Annotated in this window: 28 protein-coding genes; 13 read left to right on the top strand and 15 right to left on the bottom strand. The window is 41.9% G+C overall.

The window, feature by feature from the left end; genetic code table 11:
- Positions 1-211 precede the first annotated feature (211 nt).
- Positions 212-604 carry a PaaI family thioesterase gene (locus OCC_RS07690; protein WP_004066124.1) on the top strand — a complete coding sequence of 131 codons (393 nt, stop codon included), beginning with the start codon at positions 212-214 and terminating at the stop codon, positions 602-604.
- Here the strand turns inward: OCC_RS07690 and OCC_RS07685 are convergent.
- Positions 601-1095 carry a hypothetical protein gene (locus OCC_RS07685; RefSeq protein ID WP_148290425.1) on the bottom strand — a complete coding sequence of 165 codons (495 nt, stop codon included), beginning with the start codon at positions 1093-1095 and terminating at the stop codon, positions 601-603. The genes OCC_RS07690 and OCC_RS07685 overlap by 4 nt on opposite strands.
- Positions 1096-1158: 63 nt before the next feature.
- Between OCC_RS07685 and OCC_RS07680 the strand changes: the two genes are divergently transcribed.
- The 3 genes from OCC_RS07680 to OCC_RS07670 all read left to right on the top strand — a co-directional run bounded on the left by OCC_RS07680 (position 1159) and on the right by OCC_RS07670 (position 3770).
- Positions 1159-1464 (top strand): PadR family transcriptional regulator, encoded by a 306-nt coding sequence (locus tag OCC_RS07680; RefSeq protein WP_004066129.1) that lies wholly within the window; start codon positions 1159-1161, stop codon positions 1462-1464.
- On the top strand, positions 1461-2636 hold the full coding sequence (locus OCC_RS07675; protein ID WP_004066131.1) for an MFS transporter: 1176 nt from the start codon (positions 1461-1463) through the stop codon (positions 2634-2636). Before OCC_RS07680 ends, OCC_RS07675 begins: the two co-directional genes overlap by 4 nt.
- Positions 2637-2774: 138 nt before the next feature.
- The gene (locus tag OCC_RS07670) at positions 2775-3770 is read left to right on the top strand and encodes an asparaginase (protein WP_004066133.1); all 996 of its coding nucleotides are present in this window, start codon (positions 2775-2777) and stop codon (positions 3768-3770) included.
- Here the strand turns inward: OCC_RS07670 and OCC_RS07665 are convergent.
- The 11 genes from OCC_RS07665 to OCC_RS07610 all read right to left on the bottom strand — a co-directional run bounded on the left by OCC_RS07665 (position 3767) and on the right by OCC_RS07610 (position 16075).
- Entirely contained in the window at positions 3767-3985 is a 219-nt protein-coding gene (locus OCC_RS07665; RefSeq protein ID WP_004066135.1) for a hypothetical protein, read from the bottom strand. The two genes, OCC_RS07670 and OCC_RS07665, sit on opposite strands and share 4 nt — an antisense overlap.
- A gap of 41 nt (positions 3986-4026) precedes the next feature.
- The gene (locus tag OCC_RS07660) at positions 4027-6249 is read right to left on the bottom strand and encodes a DHH family phosphoesterase (protein ID WP_004066137.1); all 2223 of its coding nucleotides are present in this window, start codon (positions 6247-6249) and stop codon (positions 4027-4029) included.
- A gap of 311 nt (positions 6250-6560) precedes the next feature.
- The gene (locus tag OCC_RS07655) at positions 6561-6953 is read right to left on the bottom strand and encodes a hypothetical protein (RefSeq protein ID WP_004066138.1); all 393 of its coding nucleotides are present in this window, start codon (positions 6951-6953) and stop codon (positions 6561-6563) included.
- A 419-nt stretch (positions 6954-7372) separates the two neighbouring features.
- Positions 7373-8326, bottom strand: a complete 954-nt coding sequence (locus tag OCC_RS07645) for a hypothetical protein (protein WP_004066142.1) — start codon at positions 8324-8326, stop codon at positions 7373-7375.
- Positions 8327-8383: 57 nt separating this feature from the next.
- Positions 8384-8602: a hypothetical protein gene (locus tag OCC_RS07640; protein ID WP_004066144.1), complete on the bottom strand. Its 219-nt coding sequence runs from the start codon at positions 8600-8602 to the stop codon at positions 8384-8386.
- Between the two features lie 262 nt (positions 8603-8864).
- A complete protein-coding gene (locus OCC_RS07635) occupies positions 8865-10226 on the bottom strand; it encodes a hypothetical protein (protein ID WP_004066146.1) in 1362 nt (453 codons plus the stop codon).
- Entirely contained in the window at positions 10204-11034 is an 831-nt protein-coding gene (locus OCC_RS07630; protein WP_004066148.1) for a hypothetical protein, read from the bottom strand. Before OCC_RS07630 ends, OCC_RS07635 begins: the two co-directional genes overlap by 23 nt.
- 253 nt (positions 11035-11287) lie before the next feature.
- The gene (locus OCC_RS07625; RefSeq protein WP_004066150.1) at positions 11288-12451 is read right to left on the bottom strand and encodes an MFS transporter; all 1164 of its coding nucleotides are present in this window, start codon (positions 12449-12451) and stop codon (positions 11288-11290) included.
- A 43-nt stretch (positions 12452-12494) separates the two neighbouring features.
- Positions 12495-13667: an MFS transporter gene (locus OCC_RS07620; protein ID WP_023843729.1), complete on the bottom strand. Its 1173-nt coding sequence runs from the start codon at positions 13665-13667 to the stop codon at positions 12495-12497.
- A gap of 167 nt (positions 13668-13834) precedes the next feature.
- Entirely contained in the window at positions 13835-15298 is a 1464-nt protein-coding gene (locus OCC_RS07615) for an S-layer protein (protein WP_004066154.1), read from the bottom strand.
- 48 nt (positions 15299-15346) lie between these two features.
- Positions 15347-16075 (bottom strand): sulfite exporter TauE/SafE family protein, encoded by a 729-nt coding sequence (locus OCC_RS07610; RefSeq protein WP_004066156.1) that lies wholly within the window; start codon positions 16073-16075, stop codon positions 15347-15349.
- A gap of 75 nt (positions 16076-16150) precedes the next feature.
- On the opposite strand from OCC_RS07610, the gene OCC_RS07605 reads away from it, so the two are divergent.
- On the top strand, positions 16151-16693 hold the full coding sequence (locus OCC_RS07605; RefSeq protein WP_238565051.1) for a DUF2391 family protein: 543 nt from the start codon (positions 16151-16153) through the stop codon (positions 16691-16693).
- Positions 16694-16852, top strand: coding sequence for a hypothetical protein (locus OCC_RS12610; RefSeq protein ID WP_004066159.1), 159 nt, complete (start codon positions 16694-16696; stop codon positions 16850-16852). It begins immediately after the preceding gene.
- 17 nt (positions 16853-16869) lie between these two features.
- Here OCC_RS12610 and OCC_RS07600 read toward each other — a convergent pair whose 3' ends face one another.
- Positions 16870-18165, bottom strand: coding sequence for an RNA-guided endonuclease InsQ/TnpB family protein (locus OCC_RS07600; RefSeq protein ID WP_020953744.1), 1296 nt, complete (start codon positions 18163-18165; stop codon positions 16870-16872).
- Positions 18162-18317 (bottom strand): hypothetical protein, encoded by a 156-nt coding sequence (locus OCC_RS12605; protein ID WP_004066431.1) that lies wholly within the window; start codon positions 18315-18317, stop codon positions 18162-18164. Before OCC_RS12605 ends, OCC_RS07600 begins: the two co-directional genes overlap by 4 nt.
- A gap of 141 nt (positions 18318-18458) precedes the next feature.
- Between OCC_RS12605 and OCC_RS07595 the strand changes: the two genes are divergently transcribed.
- Positions 18459-18944, top strand: coding sequence for a DUF3226 domain-containing protein (locus OCC_RS07595; protein WP_020953743.1), 486 nt, complete (start codon positions 18459-18461; stop codon positions 18942-18944).
- A 7-nt stretch (positions 18945-18951) separates the two neighbouring features.
- A complete protein-coding gene (locus OCC_RS13165) occupies positions 18952-19377 on the top strand; it encodes a DUF3226 domain-containing protein (protein WP_020953742.1) in 426 nt (141 codons plus the stop codon).
- 69 nt (positions 19378-19446) lie between these two features.
- Here the strand turns inward: OCC_RS13165 and OCC_RS07590 are convergent, their stop codons facing one another.
- The gene (locus OCC_RS07590; RefSeq protein ID WP_004068040.1) at positions 19447-20589 is read right to left on the bottom strand and encodes a glycosyltransferase; all 1143 of its coding nucleotides are present in this window, start codon (positions 20587-20589) and stop codon (positions 19447-19449) included.
- Between the two features lie 90 nt (positions 20590-20679).
- Between OCC_RS07590 and OCC_RS07585 the strand changes: the two genes are divergently transcribed.
- From OCC_RS07585 to OCC_RS07565, 5 genes are all read left to right on the top strand, one after another.
- On the top strand, positions 20680-21705 hold the full coding sequence (locus OCC_RS07585) for a Gfo/Idh/MocA family protein (protein ID WP_004068039.1): 1026 nt from the start codon (positions 20680-20682) through the stop codon (positions 21703-21705).
- Positions 21702-22703 carry a Gfo/Idh/MocA family protein gene (locus OCC_RS07580; RefSeq protein WP_004068038.1) on the top strand — a complete coding sequence of 334 codons (1002 nt, stop codon included), beginning with the start codon at positions 21702-21704 and terminating at the stop codon, positions 22701-22703. The genes OCC_RS07585 and OCC_RS07580 overlap by 4 nt, the downstream gene beginning before the upstream one ends.
- A 108-nt stretch (positions 22704-22811) precedes the next feature.
- Positions 22812-24125, top strand: a complete 1314-nt coding sequence (locus OCC_RS07575) for an ABC transporter substrate-binding protein (RefSeq protein WP_004068037.1) — start codon at positions 22812-22814, stop codon at positions 24123-24125.
- A gap of 10 nt (positions 24126-24135) precedes the next feature.
- Positions 24136-24990, top strand: a complete 855-nt coding sequence (locus OCC_RS07570; RefSeq protein ID WP_004068036.1) for a carbohydrate ABC transporter permease — start codon at positions 24136-24138, stop codon at positions 24988-24990.
- Positions 24987-25820, top strand: a complete 834-nt coding sequence (locus OCC_RS07565; RefSeq protein ID WP_004068035.1) for a carbohydrate ABC transporter permease — start codon at positions 24987-24989, stop codon at positions 25818-25820. The genes OCC_RS07570 and OCC_RS07565 overlap by 4 nt, the downstream gene beginning before the upstream one ends.
- The last annotated feature ends 10 nt before the right edge of the window (positions 25821-25830 follow it).

Here is a 25830-nt window from a genome sequence, read left to right as displayed (position 1 = left end):
TACTCCTCCTCCACTCCAGAAGAACATCTCAAACGGAAAGTCAAAGATTTCCGAAAGCCTCCCCCTGGAGATTGAGGATACACAAGATAAGCCGTTCTAATGGCTTTCACGGATTTTCCATCCACCTATAAAAACCCTAAAAATTTAAAAAGTTTTTCAAGAATGTAAAGGTTTATATTTTGGTGAAGGCAAGTGTACTTTGGTGATGATAATGGAGCAAAGGACACACCTCTTAACTTCAAAAGAGTTCGTTGGAGAGCCCGTAAAAATCGAAAAGGATTATGCAGAGGTAAAGCTCAAGACGAGAGAGGTGATGAAGGTCGACGAATATGGCTTAGTTCACGGTGGCTTTACCTTCGGGTTAGCTGATTATGCCGCAATGCTCGCTGTTAATGAACCCACAGTGGTGCTTGGAAAAGCAGAAGTGAGGTTCACAAAGCCGGTAAAAGTTGGAGATGAACTCCTTGCCAAGGCAAAAGTAGAGGAAGATCAAGGAAAGAAAAAGATTGTATTTGCTGAAGTCTTCAATCAGAAGGGAGAAAAAGTCCTTGAGGGCAAATTCTACTGTTACGTATTGGAAAAGCACGTTCTTGAAAAAGATTAGAGCAAAATTAAACCCCAAAAATACAAAAAGTAAGCCACTTCAACAATACATATAATGAGAAACACCCAAACAATCAACAAAAAGTTGCTTTTCTTCTGTATTTTGTCTTTTTTGGTGGACAAAATAGAGAGAAAAGCCACGCTCAAAAACGAGAGAGTATTGAAGAAATCTCTACATATAATCATGAGGAGTGAGACAACAAATGCCCCAATCCCTAAACCAATGAGTATTGGGGTTTTTAATTCTGAAAATCTGTTCAACTCCTGGGGATGAGTTAAATAAGCCAATAAAAAGAAAGAAATAGGTACTGAAAGAAAAAGAGAGGCAATTACAATTGTCAGTCCAAAGGCAACGTATTTTCCCTCCGTTTCAAATGACCATGGAGGAAGGGAAAGTCTCAAATACAAGAGAGCAGATATCTCAATGAGAAGCAATAAAACACCGATTATGAAGATAAGCAAGGAGATCCTCCTAAGTGTTTTTTCTTTCATAGTTTTAGGATTATGCAAAAACTTTTTAAACATTCTTATCGAAATTCGATATCGGTGTTCGATATGATACGCCGGGTTCTCCTCGGGTTTATGGGGCTGCATATACTCCACCATGCAAGCAAAGAACCCATAACCGGAGCTTTCATGATGAAAGAGCTCGAATCTCATGGTTACAAAGTAAGTCCGGGAACGCTTTATCCTCTGCTTCAAAAAATGGAAAAAATGAGGCTTCTCAAGAGCAGGTGGGAAGTCCAGAATGGAAAAAGGGTAAGGCTCTACGAAATACCCCAAGAGGGGCTTGAAGTATTGGAAGAAGGAAAGAAGAAAGTGAAAGAGCTCTGCAGGGAAATTTTGGGTGATGAAAAATGAAAGAAAGAAAAATCTTTGGAATAAACTGGAATGTTTTTCTCCTCGGAATTGTCAGCTTTCTCAACGATATGAGCAGTGAGATGATAGCACCAATAGTGCCTACTTACCTGACCGATGTATTGGGGATTGGAAAAGCGGCAAGCGGTTCGATTATGGGGCTTATAGAGAGCCTGAGTTCCCTTTTTAAGGTCCTGTTTGGTTATGTAAGCGATATATTTAGGAAAAGAAAAATCTTCGTCGCTCTTGGATACCTCCTCTCAACGATTTCAAAGGGAGCTTTAGCTTTTACACGTTCATGGTGGGACTTTTTAACCCTTAGGGTTTTGGATAGAGTTGGAAAAGGCATAAGAACTGCTCCCAGAGATGCCCTAATAGCAGAATCAAGTGAAAAAGGAAAGAGCGGCAAATCCTTTGGTTTCCACAGGATGATGGATACGCTTGGAGCAGTTGCCGGCCCTTTAGTTGCTATAGGTTTATTAGCGCTCTTAAAAAGCTACCCAATAAAGACGGCATACCGCTATGTATTTCTGCTCTCAGCAGTCCCAGGTATTGTGGGAGTTCTTCTTGTGCTGTTTTTAGTCAAAGATAAGGGAGAAGAGGTTAAAAAGAAGATAAAAGGGATATCAGCCCTAAAGAGCAGAAACCTTAGAACCTTCTTAGTTATTGTTGCCTTAGCTGCCCTTGGGAGATACAGCTATGCTTTTACCCTATGGAAAGCCAAAGAACTCGGCTACAGTGTTCTCCAAGGACTGGGATTCTATGCTGTGTTTAATGCAATCTATGCCCTATCAGCATACCCTATAGGCTATTACTCAGATAAGGTCAGCAAAAAAGCCGTTATAACAGTAGGGTTTGGAGTTGCAGCATTGGCATCACTTCTTTTTGCGTATTCCAAGAGTTTGCCGATGCTTCTTCTTGCTTTTGTGTTCTATGGGATTTACATAGCAATCGAAGATACAATTCCAAGGGCATATATGGCAGACCTAGCAGGAGAATTCGAAAAGGGAACCGTAATCGGAGCATACCACACGGTCTTTGGGATTTTTGTTTTCCCTGCATCTGTAATAGTTGGCTATCTATGGCAGGCGTACTCCCTAAAAGTGGGCTTCATTTACGCCGCCATCATTAATATTGTGGCAATGCTCCTAATGGCTTTCCTTGTCAAAGACTGAGATTTGTTAATTTTCTTTTATTTTTCAAATTTGTTGGATATGTGTCAATATTTGGAGGGAAAGTGCACAATTTTTTGTCAGAAAGACTAAAAAGCTATGAGCGAGAAAAGAAAGTTAGAACGCAGAGGGGCTGAGGATATGAAGAGGATTCTAATCATCGGAACTGGGGGAACTATAGCGAGCGCAAAAACCGATGCCGGATTTAAAAGCGTCCTCACAATAGATGAGATCCTTGAAAAAGCTGACATAAAGCTGAAAAACGGTTATGAAATAGACACGAGGAACATTTTAAATATCGACAGCACCCTTATTCAGCCCGAAGATTGGGAGAGAATAGCAAAAGAAGTATACAAAGCACTAGAGGATTACGATGGAATAGTTATAACACACGGGACTGACACCTTAGCTTATACCGCCTCCATGCTCACTTTTATGATTAGAGGCATTAACAAACCCGTGGTTTTAACTGGTTCAATGCGCCCAGTTACTGAGGAAGAAAGTGACGCCCCAAGAAATCTGAAGGCCGCTATAAGATTTGCAATGGAAGATGTTTCGGGAATTTTTGTGGCTTTTATGGATAAAATAATGCTCGGATGCAGAACTTCTAAAATAAGAGCCCTAGGCTTAAATGCCTTTATGAGCATAAACTATCCCGATGTTGCTTATGTAAAAGGAGAAGAAGTTATTTACAACCTTCCCCAAAAGAGATTCAAACCAAAAGGAGAACCCGTGCTTGATACAAAATACGAGCCAAGGGTGGTCTTTATTAGACTCACTCCGGGATTAGATGGAAACGCAATAGATGCCCTCGTAAAAGCTGGATACAGAGGCATAGTGCTCGAAGGTTACGGAGCTGGGGGAATTCCCTATAGAAAGAGAGACATCCTAAGCAAGATAAGGGAAATTACCCCCCAAATCCCAGTAGTCATGACCACACAAGCCCTTTACGATGGGGTTGATCTGACTAAATATGAAGTTGGGAGAAAAGCCCTTGAGGCAGGGATTATTCCAGCAAAGGACATGACAAAGGAAACAACAATAACAAAGCTCATGTGGGCTCTGGGACATACAAAAAACGTTGAAGAAGTGAAAGAGATAATGCACACAAACTACGCCGATGAAATAGAGGGTTAAGCTTTTTCGAGCTTTTCGACCATCTCTTCAGTTATAGTAAGGGGCTTCTCAACTTCATAGATGTCATTAAGCTCCCAAATGACTTCCCCTTTGTTTATGGCTCTCACATAGCGCTCCGCAAGTTCTTTTGCCTTTTCAAAAGAATCAGCCTCAACGATTCTCCTTACGTACCATTTCAGTTCCCCATACCTAAGCTTGAACTCCGCCATGTACATGGTTACCACCAAATAAAAATTGGAGTGTGGGTATAAAAGGTTTAACTTCTCTTCAGCTTCACAACTTGCTTTGCAAACTCCTCAAGAACTTCCTTTCTCTTGCCCTCAAAGAATTTTATTGAACCTGCAAAGCTATGCCCACCGCCTTCAACTCCGGCATCCGGGAGCTTTTCTTGAAGTATTTTTATTATCTCATTGAGATCAAAGTTGTACGCCTGCATTCCATCGCTTGCCCTAACAACCGCAAAATCTGGACCGTAAGCTAGGGTTAGAATTGGAGAATCTTCTCCATACTGCTCCTTGAAGTAATCATGGATCAGCCCGCTGAGCTTTCCTGGAGCCGGATACTCAAACTTTGGAGCATAGAGCTCTACATCAATGGTGTTGAATCTTATTCCATTTGGCAATACAATGCTCTTAACATGAGGCAGAGATGCCTTGAGGGCTTTCTCCTGCTTGGCCTTTACCTCTGGGTAGATTGAGTCTACTAGCTTCCTATGCCTCTGCAGGTTGCCAGTGAGGAGAAGGATCTCATCTATAATACCATGTCCATCCATGAACTTCCAGTAGTAGGCTTCGTGGTCAATTACCTCTGCTATTTTCTTCAAATCCTCTTCCTCAAGACCTTTGCTTTCTTTGGCTATCTTGAGGTACTGTTGGAACTCTGGAGCGTCGCTTCTATCCCCAGTTCCAGCTATAGCCGGAAGGTGCTTTATTTTGTCCTCAACCGGTGGATAGATGAAGCGAGCTATTTCAGTTGCAAGCATTCCCGCCGTTAGCTCATAGTAGCTCCTCTTTACTAGGTGAGGATTAACGTGTACGTCAACGTATTCATCAACTGCAGCCTTGTCCTCGCTTATGAAGTCTCTCGGATCGTGATGATCAATAACAACTATTGGGACCCCGTAGGCTTTTATACGCCTGTAAGCGGGGATATCCTCGGTTGTGCCTCCGTTATCGACTATCACAAGGAGCGGAAGCGGATCTCCAAAGCGCTCGTGATCTTCTATCATAAAGATTATATCCTTAAGGACATCCTCAAGCTCATAAAACGGGGCTCTGCTTGGCCTTCTCTTAAAGAACTTCCATTTTGCCTGGGGATCTGGAGAAATCTCTTCCAATAGTGGCACTATAGCGTATTCAAGAGCCAAACCAGCTGTATAGCCATCCGTATCTGCGTGGTGTCTCACAATTATAGGCCTTCCCTCAAATATTGCCTTCCTTATTATAAACGCGGCTTTCATGATCTTTGGTTTGAGCTTCTCTAGGACTTCGCTCTCAACAAGAAAACCAACATCCTCAGGCCGTGCCCTCTTGTTGAGCTCTTCCTCTATCTTCTTCTTAACCTCCGCAGCATCTGGACCCCATAGACGGGACATATCGCTTATTTCTATCTGAATCTCTCCCGCATGGAATGAAACCTTCCCAATTACTTCCACTATATCCCCAACTTCGATGTTAGGATAAGCCCTAACTCCCGGTGCCTCAAAAGCGGCTGCCCAGGTTATACCTGTACCATCCGTTATCGTGAAGACCGTTGGACCTCCGGTAACTTGTATTTGGGTTATCTTGCCCCTAATTCTTACAGTTTTTCCAGCCATTTCTTTGGTTAATGCTCCAATATCTGTAACAGGGAGCTCTTTCCTAACAACTACTTCCTTGTAATGCCTCAAAGCGGATTCTATGAGGTCTATTTCCTTCTTTTCAGGTCTGACGTCTAATACTTGAACAAGAATCTCTTCCCCGGGAGTGTATTCCTTCTTTCCAAGAAGATCTTTCCTCTTTATTAATCCTGTCACATGAGGATTGAGCTTTACGAATACTCCAAACCGCTCCACCCTCTCGATAACACCCTTGTAAATCTTGCCTATTTCCACATCCTCGTAGTCACAGGTCTTGTCAAGAACGTAAACCACCTTGTACTTCCTTTCACACTCTGGGCACACCCATGAGGTCTCCATCCCAGGTTCCCAAGGCTCCTTAATCTTTCCACAAATGTCACAAGCTAACACTCTCCCGGTTCCTCCACAGGTTGGACAGGTGTCATAAACAGGAACAACTCCTTTTCCGTGGCACTCTGGACAAGGAATCTCTTCTACCTCCTCTTCAACTCCAAAATAATCCAAATTCCTGTAGCCTTTAAGCTTGTCTCCCAATTTAAAGTCCGCCGGAACATAACCCCAACCGTTACACACTTCACATTCCTTCTCGCCACTTTTTACTTTCCCGCTTCCATGACACTCGGGACAATCCTTCACCGCCATCTCTCACACCTCTCACAAAAGTAGACTATTCAATGAGACTAAGGCAAGCTTATAACTCTTTCTTTTATTCTTCAATGTTATTAGGATGAGTGCAATGTGTGTTATAGTTCATTTTTAACAATCTAACAACCAAGAAACTTGCCAATTACTGAACTGGCCGATTTCAGCCTTCCGACATAGTGTCAATCTCCATTGAACACTCTTCTATTACCTTATTCACTTCGCTCCAGTTAGAGAGGGTTAAAGAGAGGAGTGTCCAGTTTTCCGTATCGACAACCAATTTGTAAATTTTCCCGCCTCTGCATTCATACTTATTGATGCCTGATTTTACTAATTTGCACCCAGCCCAACAAAATACCGCTACCGTGTGGTTGTTTTTGTATTTGGGGCAGCTGGATCTTGTAGAAGGCTATTCTCTGATCTCTGTATGTGATATAAAACTTTGAAATTTCCCCGTGATATCTAAGCTTATAATACAATCCAGTTAACTCATTGAGTATCTTGTCTGAAGAGCTTTGCATAGATAAAACTTCTGGATCATCGGAACTTGGTAGAACATCTATCATAACATTCCAGATGGCTGTAGAATCGGGATTATAGTTAACCAGATCTTTAACCTTGATCTGGGTCACACTTAAAGGAATACCTAATTCGTTATCCACTTGAGAAGCGGCAAGAACCGACCTGAAGACTTTCCTCCACATTGCGATATCTCTATGAAATGAAATCATATAACTAACGGATGGGTCTAGCAGTATCCATCATACTTGACTTCTTTTTTCTTTTGATTTAATTTTGATGGAAAAATACGTGAAAACTACTGCAAGAACAAAAAGCAAGTAAATGTTTCCTAATAGTATATATAGTTATCTCCATCAAAATAACACCAAAAATAATCAGCAGTTTGGTTCTAGTATACGGTCTTTCTGAGGAGGGTGTTAAGGCATAAAGGGCTAAAACAATTAACATTATGAATAATGAACGACTCCATACAGAATACATTTCTTCTGGATGAGAAATTCTACGCCACCCATCAACGAACACAAGAAAATAAATAAAAGAAAAGCCAATGATATCATTTAAATTACTCCTTTTAATTGCCATAGCTAAACCTCCTCAATGTTTAATCTCTGGGAAGCTGAATATAGACATCCACTGGTTCCGTTGTCCACAGACCTTCATGACCAAATAAATCTTTAATAGTTTTATCCACTGCAAAAGAAACTACACCTGAAGCAACTGTTCCAGCTAAGGGATGTTTAACTAACAATGTAGTTCCCATCCCTACTGCTGTGCCGGAAATAGTGGAGATTATGTTTATTAGTTGAGTATTGCCATAGGTGTGGGTGTAGATCATGTGCGCACTTATTCCTCCACCTTCTCCAAATACATCATCATGGATGCGATACATTACGTGAATAACACCTTTTTGAATACTATCCCCTACTTTAAATGTTAGTCTCTGCTCCACTGTTCCATACTCCGCAATGATTTCTGGCCTGGTTTTATAAGCAAGCTCTACGTCATGATTTCCTGGTATCATCCCCCATTCTAGTTCATATCCCCATGCATCTACAAGGTCAACCAAATATCTGTAGTCGCTTTCTCCACTTACTCTTTGCCCTATCACGTTCGTTATTGATATCTCATCTACATCTCCTTGATCCCAATAATCTTCCACTAAGTCCCACGTCCAGTAATAATCTATAAAGAGTGTTTGAGATGATGGATAAGTAATGTACTCTATTTCAAGAGTCAAATCTCTTTCAGAAACCCAGCTTTGTATTGAAATACTAGAATTAAGCTTTTCTTGTGTTGTATTAATAGGTTTTTTGTTGAATTTTTGATGCACCTTTTCTTCTCCCAACTTAACAAATCCATACTTTGATAGCAATCTGTTTGCTTCTTCTATTTTCCCATTAGCTTTAAGTCGGGAATACCGTTCTATAATTTTCTTCTGAATTTCTATGGAGAGCACATTTTTGTGCTCATTTGGTACTTTGGCTGCACTTACTGCCTCTACCGCCATCCCCAACACGAGGAGACCCAACATTAAGCCAAGCACTTTCCTCCACATTGTGGAACCTCCTTACGAGATTTTTACAGAACACTCTCTCCCATGCTTGTTATCAACCTACCTTAGAGTCGTTTTGCATTCTTTTTCTTCGCAGTTTAGCTCAATTTCAAATTTCAATTCACTTGGAACAATAATGCCAACCCACCAAATTTCATAAACCCATATCTCTCCATTAATTGTGTGAGTTCCCGGTGAATTGGAATTCAAATTGAATCCTATATAATTACTTTTGCTTGGATGCTCTTTTTTAAGAAAGATATCACTCTCAGCATCCACTTTAATTAAAAATCCCCTAATTATAGGCAATTTGCTTCTAAATACCAAATGGCATCCAAAATATTGTCCATTGACAGTTTGCTTTGTACTGTTCCAACAATAGAAAGAAGCAGTGTAAGTCGGTTTGGAATAGTTTGTACATGTATAATACGGGTGCTTTTCAAAGTTACTCTTCGAGAGCAGAGAATTTGCTGGAATCATTAAATTGAATAAGATAACATAAAGAAAATAAAAAACAGAATATCTCGTTTCCTCATGGGCTTCACCTATTTTTGTTTTTCATCAGATCAAGATAGGGGCAGAACTTTTTGGCTAAGGCTTTTGTCATTTCGTAGTCATATATTATATGAGAATCATAATCATGAGACCTGTAGACACTGTAATATACTTCCGGATCTATGGAATCCCGAAGAACGTGCTCAGCTCGTTTGAAATACCAGCCTGTAGCATCGTTTAGATATAGAGATGTTATTGGATCCGAGGGGCATTCTTTGAGACTGTTTATTGCCTCTTCTCTTAACCTGAGGATAACATTGGTCTTGTCTGTTAGGCTTTTTGAACTGTTGAACTCAAATTCCAAGGTTTTAAACTCGTCAAGTCTCTCTGCAATAGCTATAGCGTAGAGAAGGTGATAGTTTGCCGCAGAGTAGTAACCCTTTTGAAGGGCAATGATGCCTCTCTCTTTATGATAGTCTTTCCAATCGCATGCAACTTTGGTCATCGACATGGGGATATTGCAAGGTCTATCAACTTCGGATAAATTTTTCCTGAGCATCTTCATCTCGCTTTCAAGCTCCACAGGCTGGAAGTCTCCACTATTCACGTGCTCCATTAACATTAATGCGTCTTCCAGAAAACTCCTAGCGTATTCCAAATTACTAGTTATTCTGCCTCCTATTAATGTTAGGTTCTCAGCGTCTTCAGGACTTATAGGATCAGGCTCTTTTTTTAACTGTTCCAAGAAGGTAAGGGAGTTATTTATAAAGAAGCTTGCTTCAACTAAATTGTCTTCTATTTTGAACCCAGTAACCATGTAGTCGGTAAATTCTACACCACTCTTTATTCTGTTTTTCCATTCTTTCTCAGCTTCATTCTTAATGATTGTGACATTTTGAATCCCCTCGGAGACATAATCATAAAACTCTGTTCTGTTTGCAACTACAAGATGTGAGCCTAGGTAATTTGATGCGAGTATTGCACAGACCCTTGCCTGTGTGAGAGTGTCATAAAATTTTCCAATGTTATAAAAGTAATATGTCTCGTTGAGGCATCTATCCACCTCCTCTATCTCATCTTTAGAGACGTTTAGTTGTCTCAGCTTATCCGTGAGCACTATCGCCCTGTTAATGGCAACTCTGCTGTCATTTTCATCTACCTTCTGATCGAGATATTCCCAGTGACTCGCCCAATTGGCCGAGGTGTAATTAAATTTGTGGGATTGAAGATGGGATTCAATTAAATTGACACTGGTGTTGAGGTCTAACTCCATTTCTTCTCGTGCCTTACGTTCCCGGTATTTTGAGTACGCAATTAAAATAGAGGTTGATAGGATAAAAACAATAAAAATAGCTGTGAATTTCTTTATATCCATGAAAAATCCCTCAGTTGTTGTTTTTGTTCCCATAATATATTTCTGTAACTGTTGTAACATCTGCACTTCTTTCCGTTTCTCCAATGACGGACGTAGGAGCAATGCGGTTTATCATGGGGAGTACTGGGATGCTGTTATGGGAGTATTCAGCAACGTACAGTGTTGCACCCCCACTTACCTTGAATTGGTAATCGGCTTGCTGTGGGTTCGTTATGTGCCAAGTAACCCCCGCACCGTAGTCAGTACCTCTAAATCTTGAGTCTCCATAGAATCTAATTGTTATCTTACTAACGTCATGTGCAACATCCCCTGAAGTTTGGATAGTGTAACTGCCCCTCTCGCTGCTGCCAATGTTAAACACGGGATCCATGAAGTTTGGTAATCCCAGAATTCCTGCTAGTGCATCCATTGCCATTTTAAAGAACTCCCTGTACGCCAACTCTGTTTTTGACTCACTGGATCCTGAATCTATAACGAAGATGCCATTTGGACCATTTTGTATCCCAACATGGGTGGATGTGGATGGTTTTATAACCTCAACAGAAAGCCAGTGTCTACTGCTAACTGGGTAATAATAGTGGTTCCATCCACTTTTCCATCCCTCTCCAAGCTTTACTCTAAGGACAAAAGTTTGTTGGGGCGTGGCGATGTCATCCTGATTGATCACTATTACTTTAGGTAGATAAGTGGAAGCTACGCCGACTTTACCTATGAAATGTCCGTTCCAGTAATAGGAGGATGAATCATCCGCCTTTGTCTCTGGTTCTGCAGCCCTAACTGTGCCGCCAATTGCTCCCGAAACTAACAATCCCAATATCAGCCCAAGCAATTTCCCCCACATTATAACGCCTCCATGGTGCTTTGCAGTAGTGTGTAAAACTTTAATCCTTATAAGTCTTTACATGTCCAATTGTAATTTTACTTATGCTTAATATTAATAATTTTTAACAATGTAATCTCTATCGCTTTAGTAAAAATAAGGCGAGGTAACAGAGATATCATCCATACTCATAATATTACATTCCTACTCCTCTGCTCCTCACACGTTTGTTTCAGTTAAAAATCCCTACACCAGTGCCAGTCATTTAACAACACTATGATTCCTCTTTTGAGAAAAGCAACCAAAAAGTGATCATAGAGAGACCGTACAAGATACCAGTTACGAAAAACGGCATTACAAGGGATAAATCAAAAATTTTCCCACCTATAAGCTGGCCTATGCCGAAGGTGGTCGTCCATGAGAAATTTCTTAATGCTACGGCAGTGGATCTTTCCTCTTTAGTGAAAAAGCGCATCATAAATGAGTCCCATATTGGATTGACAATGTTCATAAGTATAGTTCGGATTGTATAAATAGCTGCTGCAATCGGGAAAGATGGAGAAAGGGGGAGTGAGAGTATCAACAGTGTGGCACTTCCATTGAAACCTACGATCGTTTTAACACTCCCAACTTTGTCGGCAATCATGGGAAGGGTGAATGTTCCGATCCCCATTACAAACTGCTGAATGGCAAAAAGACCACCAATGCTCTCCAAGCTGGTTCCAAAACGTTTGTTGAACCACAGCCCCATATAGGGTATCGTAACCCCAGCCCCCAAGCCAATTAAAGCCGATGGGAGGGAAAACTTTGCGATTTTGATCACAAGCTCCCTTTCAAACCTGAGTTTCTTTTCTTCCCTCTTCAAAACTGGAGAAACCATGAAAATGAAGAAGCCCTGAATCGGAACAAGTAATGCAACAAACAAGAGCGTCATTTTATATGGGTTTGAACCATCGAGCATCTTGGGTAGTAAACCACCCAAGTACATCCCCAATGCAGCGCCTATCGTTCCCAAAGCGGCATTTAAGCTGAAGAGATAGTGCCTCCTTTCATCGCTAGCTTCTTCACTTAAGAGGGACATCAGTGCCGGTCCCTCAAGTGCCATTCCTATTCCCAACAAAACAGATGCAAGTGCAAAAGACCAGAATTCTGGAATAAACACTTGAAAAAGCCTGGCAACAAAAAATATGCCCACTGCAGCCAGGATAGTTCTTCTATATCCAAGTTTAACACTGATATATCCCGAACCCAGAAGGGTTACCGCTTGAACTAGGGTGGAGATTGAAAAGATAACTCCTATCTGAGAAAAACTCATGCCAAGCGAGGAGTAATAAAACGGAAGAATAAACCATGCGATATTACCCCCTAACCAGGCTAAGAAGGAATAAACGACAACAAGCTTGGCATCTCTGCTGAATCCTCTGTAGCTTTGGAGCATCGCTTTTTTGTCATTTGCCTCGTTTATAAACTTGTCGAAACGCTTAAACTTTGTTGTACCTAGCGAAGAAGAAGTAGAATATCAGGGTGGCTGTTACGTAGAGGGTTGCCGTGGCATAGAAAGGATAGCTAAGGGAAATTGAAAACAGTATGCCCCCTATATAATTCCCCAATCCCCTCATGAAGGTGGAAAAAGCCCTTCTAATCCCCGCAGCCGTTGCCTTTTCCTCAGTTGTAAAAAATCCCATCATGAAGGCATCATTTATAGGCCACACAATGTTCATAAGGATTGACCGGATGATATAAACAAACGCCGCTAAGAGGAAGAGTTCCAACGATGGGAATATTCCAAAGAGAAAAGCAGCGATGCTCTGGAAGAGGGAAATAGTCTTCACAGGGCCGATTTTATCTACGAGCTTTGGAAGTATGAAAGAGCCTATGCCCATGACCAGCTGTTGGGCAAAGAAAACCCCGCTTATAACCGCTAACGTTTGTCCAAAGCGAAGGTTAAAGTATAGACTCATATAGGGAATCGTTATTCCTGCTCCCAAACCTATCATTGCCGAAGGAAGTGAAAACTTGAGGATCTTTACAACAAGTTCCTTCCTCCAGTTTATACGCGGATTCTTTACTGGGACGTCTTTGATTACCAAAAGGATTGGGATTACAAGGGCAAACTGGAGAATTGCCAAGGAAACAACAAGCCTGTATGCGAGTTCGCTTGTTATTCCAAAAGTTTCCACAAAGAAACCGGGGGCAAATCCAGCAATTAACACTCCCAGAGCATTTAAAATCGTTCCAATTCCAAAGCTTATAGAAAAAGCATGATGCCTCTGCTTCTCTCCTACTTCCTCACTCAGCAAAGCGTAAAAGTTGGGCTGCCTTATCCCCATATTAGCACCTATTAAAAAGAATCCCAGAGCAATAATGTAAAAGTTGAGTGCCAAAACTTGGAGTATTCTTCCCATCAATCCCAAAAGTGCCCCGAGAATCAAAGTTTTCTTGTAGCCAAGCTTAAGAGACACCTGACCAGCGATCAAAAAGAAAAGTCCACCAACAAAAGTCTGGATTGAGAAGAAAATTCCCATTTTATCCATCCCATAACCTAAAGCCCTAAGGTAAAAGGGCATTATGAATATGGAAAACTGGAGGAACAACTGGCCTGCTGCATTGGCTGCTATTAACAATTTTGCATCTCTGTTGTAGCTCCCAAGCATGGTTGAATTATATATCATAGCGTTTATAAGCTTATCGAAATGAAGCAGAAAAGCTTAAATACGCTCCAGAGATGTCCCAAACAGCTAAAATAAGAAGAGCCATTTTAATCCGTGCTACAATCAGAGCGCGGTAAAATAAGCGTTCTTACAAAAAGTAAAGGAAAAGGCTAAGCTTTGGACATAAATTCGTCCACAGCTTTCTTTGTGTGTATGTAGTCTTTTCCTGCCAAGATTATAACTTTAAAGTTTGGATTGTTTGGATTGTTCAAAATAGCGACTACGTGGCCCTTATTCATTATGTCGTTTTTGAGGCCCTCTATTGTTGCTGAATCATAGTTTTGTTCTAAGACCTTCCAAGCTTTGTTGCTGACCCATCCTCCAATTATTATCACATGTTTGTCGTTTGGAAGACTCGAAAGCTCTTCATCGGTTATTATGAGGGAGTTAACATCGCCTACAACCTCGGCTTTTGTCGTTTCTACCGTGATCTTCTTCTTGACTGTAACTGTCCTCAAAAACCTGTAGCCTGTTATCCCCGTTATAGCCCCATTGTTATCCTTATCAAATACTGGTGAGATGCTAAGGGCGAACATAGGGAGGTTCAATACATCACCATCTCCTAAGGTTACAACTGGGAATCCGTTTTCAGGGTCAACATGGAGATAGAGGGTGAATAAATAGTTTGAGGGATCGATATCCCAGACCCACTGTCCTTTGTACACATCCCCATCTTGGTATTTTGTGGTTTTTTCATAATATTCATATTCATAAGTAACCTGCTTGGTACCGCCAATCCCTATGAAGAAGTCCGAAGGAGTAAACACAAGAACTTTTTGAGCACCTTCCTCCAGCAGGGTCTCAATCCTTCCACTGGGATAAGCATCGTATATCTCAAAGTCCTCCTGACCTTGGGAATCCACATACATAATGTAATACTTCTCTTTGTAGAGTGTTTGAGTCTTTTCCAGCCCACTGGGGTATGTTATCTCTACAAGGGTCTTTTTCTGCTCAGTGTCAATATCAACAAAGTAAATCTTCCATCCATTTACTGTTAATGTGCTCCCAAGAGACTTCGAATCACTTTTCTCTTCATAGGAGTATATGTAAAGGGTGTCCTTTCCGTTTTCAACCGTTGATACGAGTTTTGAGTTCTCCCCACCAAGGCTTAGTGGTGTCGTGTTCTCATTGAATATTATCTCTACACTTCTATCTCCGAACTGTGCCTTCTTTAACGTTGAATTGTAGAGAACTCTTGAAAAGTTCACTGCAATAACAATTTTCTTTCCTTCTGGAGTTTCTCCAAGAACTAAACCCACATCAGGCATGTCTGTTTCACTCAACTTATAATATTGATCGTTATCTGGGATAATAACACTCCTGTACGTCACTGGAACCTCAACGTATGTGGAGTATGAGCTCGGTTTTATTCCCTTAAGGACTAAGAATGCTCCAAGCCGTGCTCCAGCAATTGCGTCTTCGTTTATGTGAAGGGGTTGATTGTTCACAACCTTTGTAGTGGGAAGCACGATAACGGCATTTGTTGAGTCTATTGAAAAGCTGTATGCATTGGCTACTCCTACACCAGAGAGAAAGAACAACAACGCCATTACAAAACCCACGGCCTTCTTCATATTTGTCACCTCTATATCTTTTCAACTTTGAATTTTATTAAGATTTGCCTAGCTTACCAAATTTCTCAATAGATTAACCAAGGTCAGCAGAGAAATGCCAACAAATACCCCTTTGAGGTACTTGGGATCCATTTTAAGGGCAGTCTTAGCACCTAGCCATGAGCCAATAATGACGGGCAACATAAGAAGCATCCCAACGGAATAATCCACACTGCCGTTTTTTGCATAGTTTATGAACGCAACAAAGTTGTTGAAGAAGATAATTACCTTTGCCATTGCGTTTGCCCTCAAAATGTCTACCCTAAAGAACATCCTCAGGAGAGAGATTACCACAAGGGTAGAGGCTATTCCCAAAACACCTATGTAGCTGCCAATTGCCAGGCCCACAATGGATTGAGACAGCTTTCCACTAAGCATAGGCTCCCCTTGTGGCGCTTTTAATGTAAAATATGTCCCTATTATAAGAAACACCATCACTACAAAATTTGCGGCCTCCTCAGAAATACTCAGCAAGAAAACACTACCAATGTAGGAGCCAAGCAGAGAAAAGAGCACAATAGTTGAAGCCGTCTTTAGATTTAAAATGCCTGCTTTAAGGTATGTGAGAGAAGACACAAGGGTTAATGCCGCAATAATCATCTTTAATGTTCCAACAGCGGTTTTTGCGGGAATATTGAAGAGAGTGAGGATAAATAAGGTTATTAAACTCCCTCCGCTCATCAAAGAACCTATAAAACCTCCAAGCCCCACCATAAGTAAGAGAAGGACTTCTTCCATATTAGCTCGCCAGAAACACTTTTGGCATAGAAAAATAAAAAGCTTTATATGAGTTTTTATAACTCAAATAGTGCGATGATGAATGAATCCAATGCTGAAGAGATGATTGACCCCAGAGTGGCTGAGCGTGAAAAAATGGAAAGCGAACTTAAAAAGCTAAACGAAAATATGGCAAAACTCTCTAAGCAAGTAGATGAGATACAAGAAGAGTTAGATAAGAAAAACAAACCCGATAAACTTGGATGGGATGATGTGGTCCAGGAGATTATCGGTGCAATGACATTTTCCCTTCCGTTCCTTTTTACCGAGGAGATCTGGGACATAGCAAAAACAATAGACATATGGCGAACACTTGCTATCTTTCTGATGACCCTCTTAATGGCCTACCTTTTTATTTCAAAAGCCAAACTCTCAAATATCGCAAAAGAAGAATGGCACCACATACCTAAGAGATTGCTCACCGTTACGGCTGTCTCTTACATGACCTCAGTCCTTTTGATATACCTATACGGCATAGGCAATATTGCAAACTTTTCATTGGGACAATACATCAGCGCCACAATCATTGTGAGTACCTTTGCAGTTATAGGGGCTATAGCTGTTGACCTGGTGAAGTAGATGATAATAGTTACTGGAGACAGATACGATGAAGCTCTAACGGATAGAAATTTTGAAAAAATTTTATTCCCAGAGTATGGAAAAAACAGAGAAAAACTTAGGGAATTCGTTAATCAGCTAAAGGGCGACGAAGTGATTCTGACCTCCTCCCCGCCGTGAACGGCGAGGGTTCGGCTTTAACCCCTCGCCATTGACGGGAAGGTTTGAGGGGCTTCATTAAAACCCAATTCAAAACGGGCTTTCAGCCCCTCTGGGACGGTCTTCCCCCAATTACCCCTACCTGCCGCTAAGCCCGGCAGGCTCGGGGTTATGGTTTTCACAACTTTTTTCAAAATATTAAACGCTCCAACGAGGTCTGCATTAAAGACAAGCCCCGCCACGGGACACTTAAAAAGTCCTCTAACAAAACGTGCCCCTTCGTGGGGCTTCCCGCAGACGGGATAAAGCTTTGAAGTAAAAGCCTCATTAACAACAATAACGGAAATCCCATACTCTTCGGCGACTTCCTTGAGCCGTTTTATTACCGTGTTAAACCGCCACACGTGAGAGAGAAGATAATTCTGCTTTCTCCCCTTATCAGGGTTTCTGGCTATTTCTTTTGGATAACCGACGACTATCCTCGAAACTCCAAGATGATAAAGCCTTTCAACGGTTTGTCTTACTGCTGTGTTAATGTAATGCCTGGCTTGTAGCTTCGCCTTCTCGTGCATTCTTGAGAGCTTTCTGCTCTTTTTAGCTCCGCTTTTATTAAGCCTCGACTGATACTCGGCAATCCTCTTCCTCCAGTAGAAGGCTATGCTCTTGAGTGGCCTACCGTTCACTAAAAAGCTCTCCCCGTTTTCAACGTAAACGGCCATTAGATTGTTGACTCCAAGGTCTATGCCCGCTGAGAGATTGCCCAAAGGTTCTTTTGGAAGTTTGATCCACTCTTGGTCATAAAACCTCTCCTCAACCGTGTATGAGATGTGAGCATACCACTTCCGCCTTATCGGGTCGTAAGTTATCTCTAATCTTCCCTGTTTACCCTTCAAGTGTATTCTCCCCTTGAACTGGACTTCCAGTCTCTTGAATTTGCCAAGGCCTTTGAGGATTAGTTTATTCCCCTCAATCTTGTATTGGTCATTTCTAAGGACGATTAAGCCTCCTTCTTTGATGTAGTCTGGCGGTTTTGGTTTGAACCACTTGGGGAGTTCCCCGTTACGCTTGTTCCTTATGAGAGAGAAGAAGGAACGCCAGCTCTCGGCGTTCTTTCTTGCTATTTGCTGGACTGTTGCAGAGCCTATTTCGGATTTAAACTCTTCATAAACTATTTTCTCGGTTTTGAGAAAGTCTATGGGTTTCCCCTCAAAGAATTCCTGCCTGCGAAGGTAGTTTACTCTGTTCCAGACTTTCGAGCTGGTTAGGATTAACTCTTTGAGAGTTTTCTCTTGGGTTTTTGAGGGCTGGAGTTTTACCGTTACTGCTCGTTTCATTTTTCCTCGCTTTCGACTTTTTTAATCCAGAGTTTCATTGCTTCGGTTACCGCAACACCTAAAGCCCCTCTGATTTTCCCGTATTTTTTCTCCACGAGTTCTCTGAATTTCTTCTCGACTTCATCATCAACGGAGATGGTTATTACTCCCACGTAACTCCCCCAGTATTTAGTAGTATGGTTTAGTATTTAAGTGTTTTGGTGTAGTGCTTTCCGCCCCGAGGCTGGTCTTTCGATTACTTCATCCCCCGCCATAAAGGGCGAGGCTTTCAAAAGAAAAACGTAACCGCAAGCTTGGAGCTTATTGATCTCATACTGAAGAGATTTCAAGGGGAAGGACATGTCTTAATTTACTCAAACATGGGTAAAGGGTTAACCTTCAAAGAAGCTTATGAGCTGAGGAAATACCTTGATTTTGATCTGAGAGGGGCAGAGATAACAAACACAGAAAAAGTGAGCGTTCTCTTCTGTGAAGGGAAGACCGATTCAAAGTTCTTTAAAGCAAGCTATAAGAAGATCTTTGGCTTTAAAGAGGCCAGAGAAGTTCCTCCTAATTTAGTGCTAATTGAAAAGCTTTTCGAAAGAGACAACTACGAGCTAATAAAGAACAACGGATACATTGCCATAATCCCCAGTGAAGGCAACGCCGGAGTAATAAGAAATCTTGAGAACTTCTTAAGAGCAATGGAAGTTTTTGAATTTCATGTTGGGAAAATAGCTCTTAATCGGAAGCAAGATAGACCTCGGCCCCTGCGTGGAGTGGCAAAAGCCAACTATTGAGGACTTTATGCTGGCGATTTTAGAAGGTGACAAAACTTTCAAAAAGCTGGAAAGAGCCATCAACATTTTATGCGTAGACCTAAAGCGAAAATTGAAACCGAAAGAGGTTATTTATTTGGCAATGGCTGCCAAGAAGTTTTGGGGAAACCTTGAGGGCTTTTATGAAATGAGTATAATGAGAACCGTTCTGGTTAGCCGTTTTTGTAAAGTTTGTAAACTCACTACGGCTGACCTTCCAGCCTCCCATCTTCATTGGCTGGCTTTCGGGGGGAACGGAAACTCCCCACATCTTCGGGGCTTTCGGCAGTCCCCATTCGGGCTTAAAACCCCACATATCGAGGACTGCCTCACCACGAAAAATTACGGTTCAAGACTATTTAAAAAATTACGGAAAACAAAAGAATTCAAATGTTCCATTTGTTGCTATCTATGAAACAGCCCAAAGTGGAAGGTCGAGAAAGTCCTAAAAGAAAGCAAAATATATGAGAAGATGGAAGCGCTCTTACCATCTCTCTAAAAGGTAGTCTTTCTCCTTTAAGAATGTCTCCGCTCTTTTCAGAACTAGTTTTTCTGCCTCTTCTGTTGTCATGTCCTTTGTTTTTTCCACGAAGTCTGCGGTTTTTGCAAAGTAGAGAGGCACTAAAGGTTCGGCATTTTTGAGTATTCCATTTTTATATGCCACCGCACCATCAAAGAGAACGTGGCTCCATAGGACGTCATCGAAGTCGAACGTTCTTAGTGCCTCTTTAACTTCCTCAAACGTTTCTTTTGAGAGTGCCTTCTCCAAAATCTCCTTATTTTCCTCAAAAAGATTCCTTGCCCTTTCTTTTAACAGGTCTAAGCTGACCTTGACAGGCTCTGGTTCTCTAACTTCCATCTCTCCGAAAACCGGAACCGGTTTTATATCCCTAACGTTTTTCCATTTATCCTCATACTTTTGCATCAGCATAAATAGAGTTCCCACGACTTGGTTGAACATTGGGCCTAGAGAAGCTGCTGGATCCTTTGGATCGTGAATTTTAACTCCCAGCGCTGTCTGGATAACTTTAAAGCCTTCCGCTATTGCAGTAGTGGTCAGAAATATGTCCACTCCAAACCTTGCTACATCGCTTTTCCAAATTTCTTCATCGCCAAGATAGGTGTCTATAAGCTCTGCGCTGATTCCAAAGTCTCCTCCTATTGGCTGTCTGACGTTGTATCCGTAGAGAGAGGCTGTCATTGGGTACGCTATGTTGTTGGTTATTGTTCCGTCATATTTGTGCCTTAAATACAGTGGGGCAACGAAGTGATAGCCCTCTTCAATCGGCTTAGCGAATTTGTAAATCCACTCTGGAGTTATGCTCCTTAGGTCGCTATCGACAAACACCACTGCATCGGCTCCTTCTTCCCTTGCTATCTCTAAGACCTCTTTCATGGCACTGCCCTTTCCTGGTATTGGCCATTTGTAAACCAAACTCCTTACTTCAACTCCTTCAGGGACTGGAGTTTTCATGACGACTTCTCTTGTACCATCTTTACTCCCACCGTCTGAATTGATAATTAAACCTCCCCCAAAATACTTCTTTAGTCCTTCTGCGGCTTGTCTAACGACGTATCCAATTGTATCAGCGTTGTTATAGCTTGGAATACCTACAATGACCCTCATGTTGACCACCAAAATACAACCATTCATAGTGGTTTAAAATGAAAAATGCTTAAATACCTTTTGGTATTTAATAACCATGAGGGATTCCCCATGGGGAAGCTGAAGGTTGGAATAATAGGATGCGGAAATATATTCAATTTAGCCCATAAAAACGCCCTCAAAAACCTAAGGGAAATAAAAGTCATCGCTTGCATGGATATAAAGGAGAAAAAGGCAAAAGAAGCTGCAAAGGAGTTCAATGCAAAACCGTACACAAGTTTAGATGAGTTCCTCGATTTAGATTTAGACGTTGTTGAAATCCTAACCCCCACTTACACTCACGCTGAACTGGCCATAAAAGCCCTAAAAAGCGGTAAGCATGTGATTGTAGAAAAACCCATGGCTCTTACAACCGAAGAAGCTCAAAAGATGATAAAAACCGCAGAAAAGGAAGAATTATGGCTTTTGGTTGGTCATACCAGAAGATTCGACAAGAGGTGGCTGCAGATAAAGGAAGTGATAAAAAAGAGAAACATAGTACCGATGCAGATAAGAAAAGCGGAAGTTCAAAGACTGCCGTTTCCAGAGACTGCATGGTACTGGAAGCCTGATAAAGGAGGAGGGGTTGCAATAGATCTAGGCGTTCATGTTACAGATTTTCTCAGGTGGTACTTCGAGAGTGAGCCCGTAAAAATCCTTGGAATCGGAAAAGCCATAAGAAAAGAGGCAAAGGTAAATGGAACATATGACCACTTTTTGATGATGATACAGTTTGAAGGGGGTAAAACTGGATTAGCAGAGGTAAGCTGGGCTTACTCTTATCCAGCCCGCTATGGAGTCTTTTACCACCACCTAGATATCCTAGGAAAGAACGGAAGGATAAGATACACCCCCCTAGACACACCGGTTGTTGGAGTGGTAAAGAGCCACTTTGAGATGCCGCGCTTTTCACCATTACTCTCAGCATTTCCTGAGGCATTTGAAACCGAGCTGAGACACTTTTTCAGAGTAATAATGGGAGAGGAAGAACCTTCAATAACTGCAAAAGACGCATTAATAGCCCTTCAAATGGCAGAAGTAGCGATAGAATCAGCAAAGAAAGAAGAGCCCTTGGAGTTTAAGGGGGTGATAGAATGATAAACATTGGGATAATCAGCTACGCTCATCCCCACGCACTTAGGTATGGAACAACTTTTGCCTCCAATCCAAAAGCAAGGCTCTACGCAGTATCTGGTGATGGAGCAAACAGAGACGTGGCTAAGTCAGAGGCAGAAAAGCTGAAGGCAAAATTTTACCAAAACTACGAAGCCCTCCTCAAAGACAATAAGGTAGATGCCGTGTACATAGCGATTGAAACCTATAGACATAAAGAGGTTGCCATAAGGGCTGCCGAAGAAGGGAAGCACATACTTTTAGAAAAGCCTATCGCTTTAACTCTCGAAGACGCCGATGAAATTATTAAAGCAGCTAAAAAAGCCGGTGTAAAACTCATGGTTCCATTTAATCCAAGGTTTACAACACCCCTTAGAAAGGCAAAAGAAATGATAGAAGCCGGAGAGATAGGAGATCTGGAGTACATATATTCGATTTCGGAGTACGTCAAACCCCCAATCTTCCTTGAAGGCATGGACATGAGCTGGTTCTTAGACGTTAAAAAAGCAGGCGGCGGTGGGTTCATGGACACTGCACCTCACGGAATAGATTCTCTGCTCTGGCTTACAAACAGTGAGCCAAAGAGCATCTACGCGGACATTGGTTCAAAAATATATGGCTTTCCAGTAGATGATATAGGCACTGCAGTGCTGAGGTTCAAAAATGGTGTCATGGCAGTTCTCAACGCTGGATGGGGTAATCCAAAAGGGTATTCATATGGGCTGGAAATCAAGTACTACATACTCGGAAAGGAGGGATTCCTTGACATTAGAACCGCATATCCCGACTTTACTGTGTATCAGGACAGAGCGGAAAAGATATACTGGGAGAGAGCCGATGTTAATGGCATCGTGAACTCATTCTTAGAATCAATAATAGAAGACAGAGACCCACCAATAACTGGAGAAATCGCCAAAAAGAACCTAAAGATAATTCTAGCCGCTTATGAGTCTTCAAAAACTGGAAAAGTTATCAAACTCTGAGTTTCCATTTTCACATTTTAAATACAACTACAAAAAGTGGTTTATATCACAAGATTTATATATTTTGAGTTAGCAAAATTAGGATGAGCAATTCAGAGGTGATAGGCCATGAGCCGAAAGGTAAGGTTAGCAGGAGTTTTGGTTTTGGTTCTTTTAGGAGCGATAGTAAGTGGGTGCATTGGGGGGCAACAAACCACAACACAAACTACTCAAACAACCACCGAAAAAGTCACAGTAACATGGCTCTCAACACAGCTAAACCCCCCAGAGGAGAGGGCTTTTGTACAGGAGCAATTAGTTAAAGAGTTTAAGGATCAAACGGGAATTGATGTAAACTTTGTACCTATCAGCTATACCGATCTAGCCACAAGACTTGAGGCGGAGGAAAAAGCAGGTAAGGTGACCATCGATCTGATAGCTGATCTCCACGGTGGATTGGACTTTTTTGCTTCCAAAGGATGGCTTGAAGACCTAAGCGGAAGAAAACTTGAAGGAAGAACATTCATAAGCACCTTTGAGAAATATGCAACCATAAACGGAAAGAAAGTTTACATCCCATGGATGAGTGCCACCTATGTAATGGTGGTAAACAAGAAAGCCTTTGACTACCTTCCAGCAGGACTTACACAAGAGGATGTTATGAAGGGAACTGAGAAGTGGACATATGATGCTCTTCTAGAATGGGCCAAGAATTTGAAAGAAGCAACCGGACAACCACAACTCGGATTCCCTGCTGGACCAAAGGGTCTTCTCCACAGATTCCTTCACGGGTACATATACCCAAGCTTTACCGGCTATCAGGCTAAGAACTTCGACAGCCCAGAGGCTGTAGAAATGTGGAAGTACCTTAGAGAGCTCTGGCAATACGTCAACCCAGCAAGTACAACATGGGACGCTATGGGTGAGCCACTCCTTAGAGGGGAAGTTATGATCGCCTGGGATCACACCGCAAGAATAAAGAACGCAATAGAAACCAACCCAGATCAGTTCGTAGTAGTCCCAGTTCCAAGGGGACCAAAGGGAAGAGGATTCATCCTTGTAGTTGCCGGATTGGCAATTCCAAAGAACGCTCCTCACCCAGATGAAGCATGGAAGTTAATTGATTACCTCACAAAGCCAGAAACACAAGTAAAGATCCTTGAGAACGTTGGATTCTTCCCAACAGTCCAAGAAGCAACGGGAGCTATCCCAAGTGGACCACTCAAGATACTCGCCGAAGGTGTTGCGGCTCAATCTGCAACTCCAGATGCGGTAGTAGCAATGATTCCAAACCTCGGTGAAAAGGGAGGACAGTTCACAAACGCTTACAGAACCGCCTTTGAGAGAATTGTCCTCAAGGGCGAAGACCCAGAAGCAGTAGTTAAAGAACTCGGCCCACAAGTAAAGCAGCTCTTCCAAGAGATGGGACAAGAGATTCCATGAGGGAGGTGCCATGAAGGTCAAATCCTCCTACATTCCTTATCTTTTAATTTTACCCGCATTTGCATATCTGCTGTTTTTTGTTGGATATCCCCTTGTTCAAGCCCTCTATACTGCGTTTACCCAAAATGGGCAGTTTTCTCTCGCAACTGTTAGAAAAACATTTGCCGATCCTTATTTTTGGGAGGCTTTAAAATATACCATAGCCCTTGCGGGAGTTATTGTCCCAACCCAAGTTGGGTTAGCCCTTATATTGGCCCTTGCTGTTAACAGGGCATTTAAAGGAAAGGATCTTACTATTTATGCCCTTACAATCCCGCTAACGATAAGCGACGTAGCTGCGGGTTTGATATGGTATTCCATGCTCTCCCCAAGCGGATTCTTAAATAAGCTTCTTCTGAATATTGGACTTATCCATCAGCCTATCTACTTCTTTGGGTATCAATATCGCCATATGGAGTTTCTGGCTATTGTTCTAGCCGAGCTTTGGAGAGCAACATCAATAGTTTTTGTCATAATCCTTGCCGGACTTCAGATGATAAGCAATGAGTATCTAGAGGCAGCAGAGGTCTTTGGAGCAGATTACTGGACAAGGCTGAGGAAGATAGTGATTCCCCTCTTAAAGCCAAGCATCCAGAGTGCTTTGATCATCAGAACCCTTTTCGCAATGCAGATATTCGGTATTGTATGGATTTTGGCTGGAAGAGACATCCCAATCCTGGCTGGAGAAGGTTTCTATAGGCTAACAGAGCTCAAAGAATACGACGTGGCATCAATTTACGCTCTAGTAATAGCGGGACTTTCACTGTTGCTTGGAGCACTCTATATTAAGTTCATGAAGGCTGAGTATCTGGAGGTGAGAAGATGAACCAAGAAACAAAGTTCATGCTAAAAAGGCTAGCCTTCTATGCGTTTATTTTTACTGTAGTTGCTTGGATAGTAATCCCGATAATAATCTCAACGCTTTATGGCTTTGCTCTTCCAAAAGACTATTACGATCCGAAGAAGGTCATCCCAACAAGCTTCACAATAAAATACGTCAAAACCCTTCTCTTCACGCTCGGAGCATTAGATGGAATTAAAAACAGCGTTATTGTTGCACTTATCACAATAGCAATAAGCTTCGCCTTTGGAATTCCCGCAGGTTACGCAGTTGCAAAGTTTATTTTCCCTGGAAAGGACACCATAAAACTATCAATAGTAGCCCTTAGAATGTTCCCAATACCTGTGATGGCAATTCCCCTCGTAATCCTTTACATAAAGCTCAACCTCATTGATACTCTACTGGGAGTTGCACTTGCCCACACAGCAATGGCACTTCCCTTTGTAGTCTTAATAACCTCAAGCATCTTTGCAGGTGTTTCAACCGAGCTTGAGGAAGCAGGCATGGTGTTTGGACTCACGAGGTTAGGTTCGTTCTTCAGAATTACCCTGCCCCTAGCATTACCCGGCTTAGCTGCTGCGGCTATGTTTACCTTTGTCATGTCATGGAACGAGGTGTTTGTAGCGTCAATTTTAACCCTATCCCACAGAACTTTACCGGCTCAAATTTTGTCAATAATGGCCGGAGCGAGTGGAGGAGCAGCACCCGATTACTACAAGTTTGCAGCAGCATTCATCATGATACTTCCCGCTATAACGTTCATATTCTTTGCTAGGAAGTATTTGGTAACAATGTGGGGTATAACACTGAAATGAGGTGTTAAAA

This window comes from Thermococcus litoralis DSM 5473 (assembly GCF_000246985.2).
In the GTDB taxonomy this organism is placed as follows: Archaea; Methanobacteriota_B; Thermococci; order Thermococcales; family Thermococcaceae; genus Thermococcus_A; species Thermococcus_A litoralis.
This window is presented reverse-complemented; position numbering and strand designations above follow the sequence as displayed.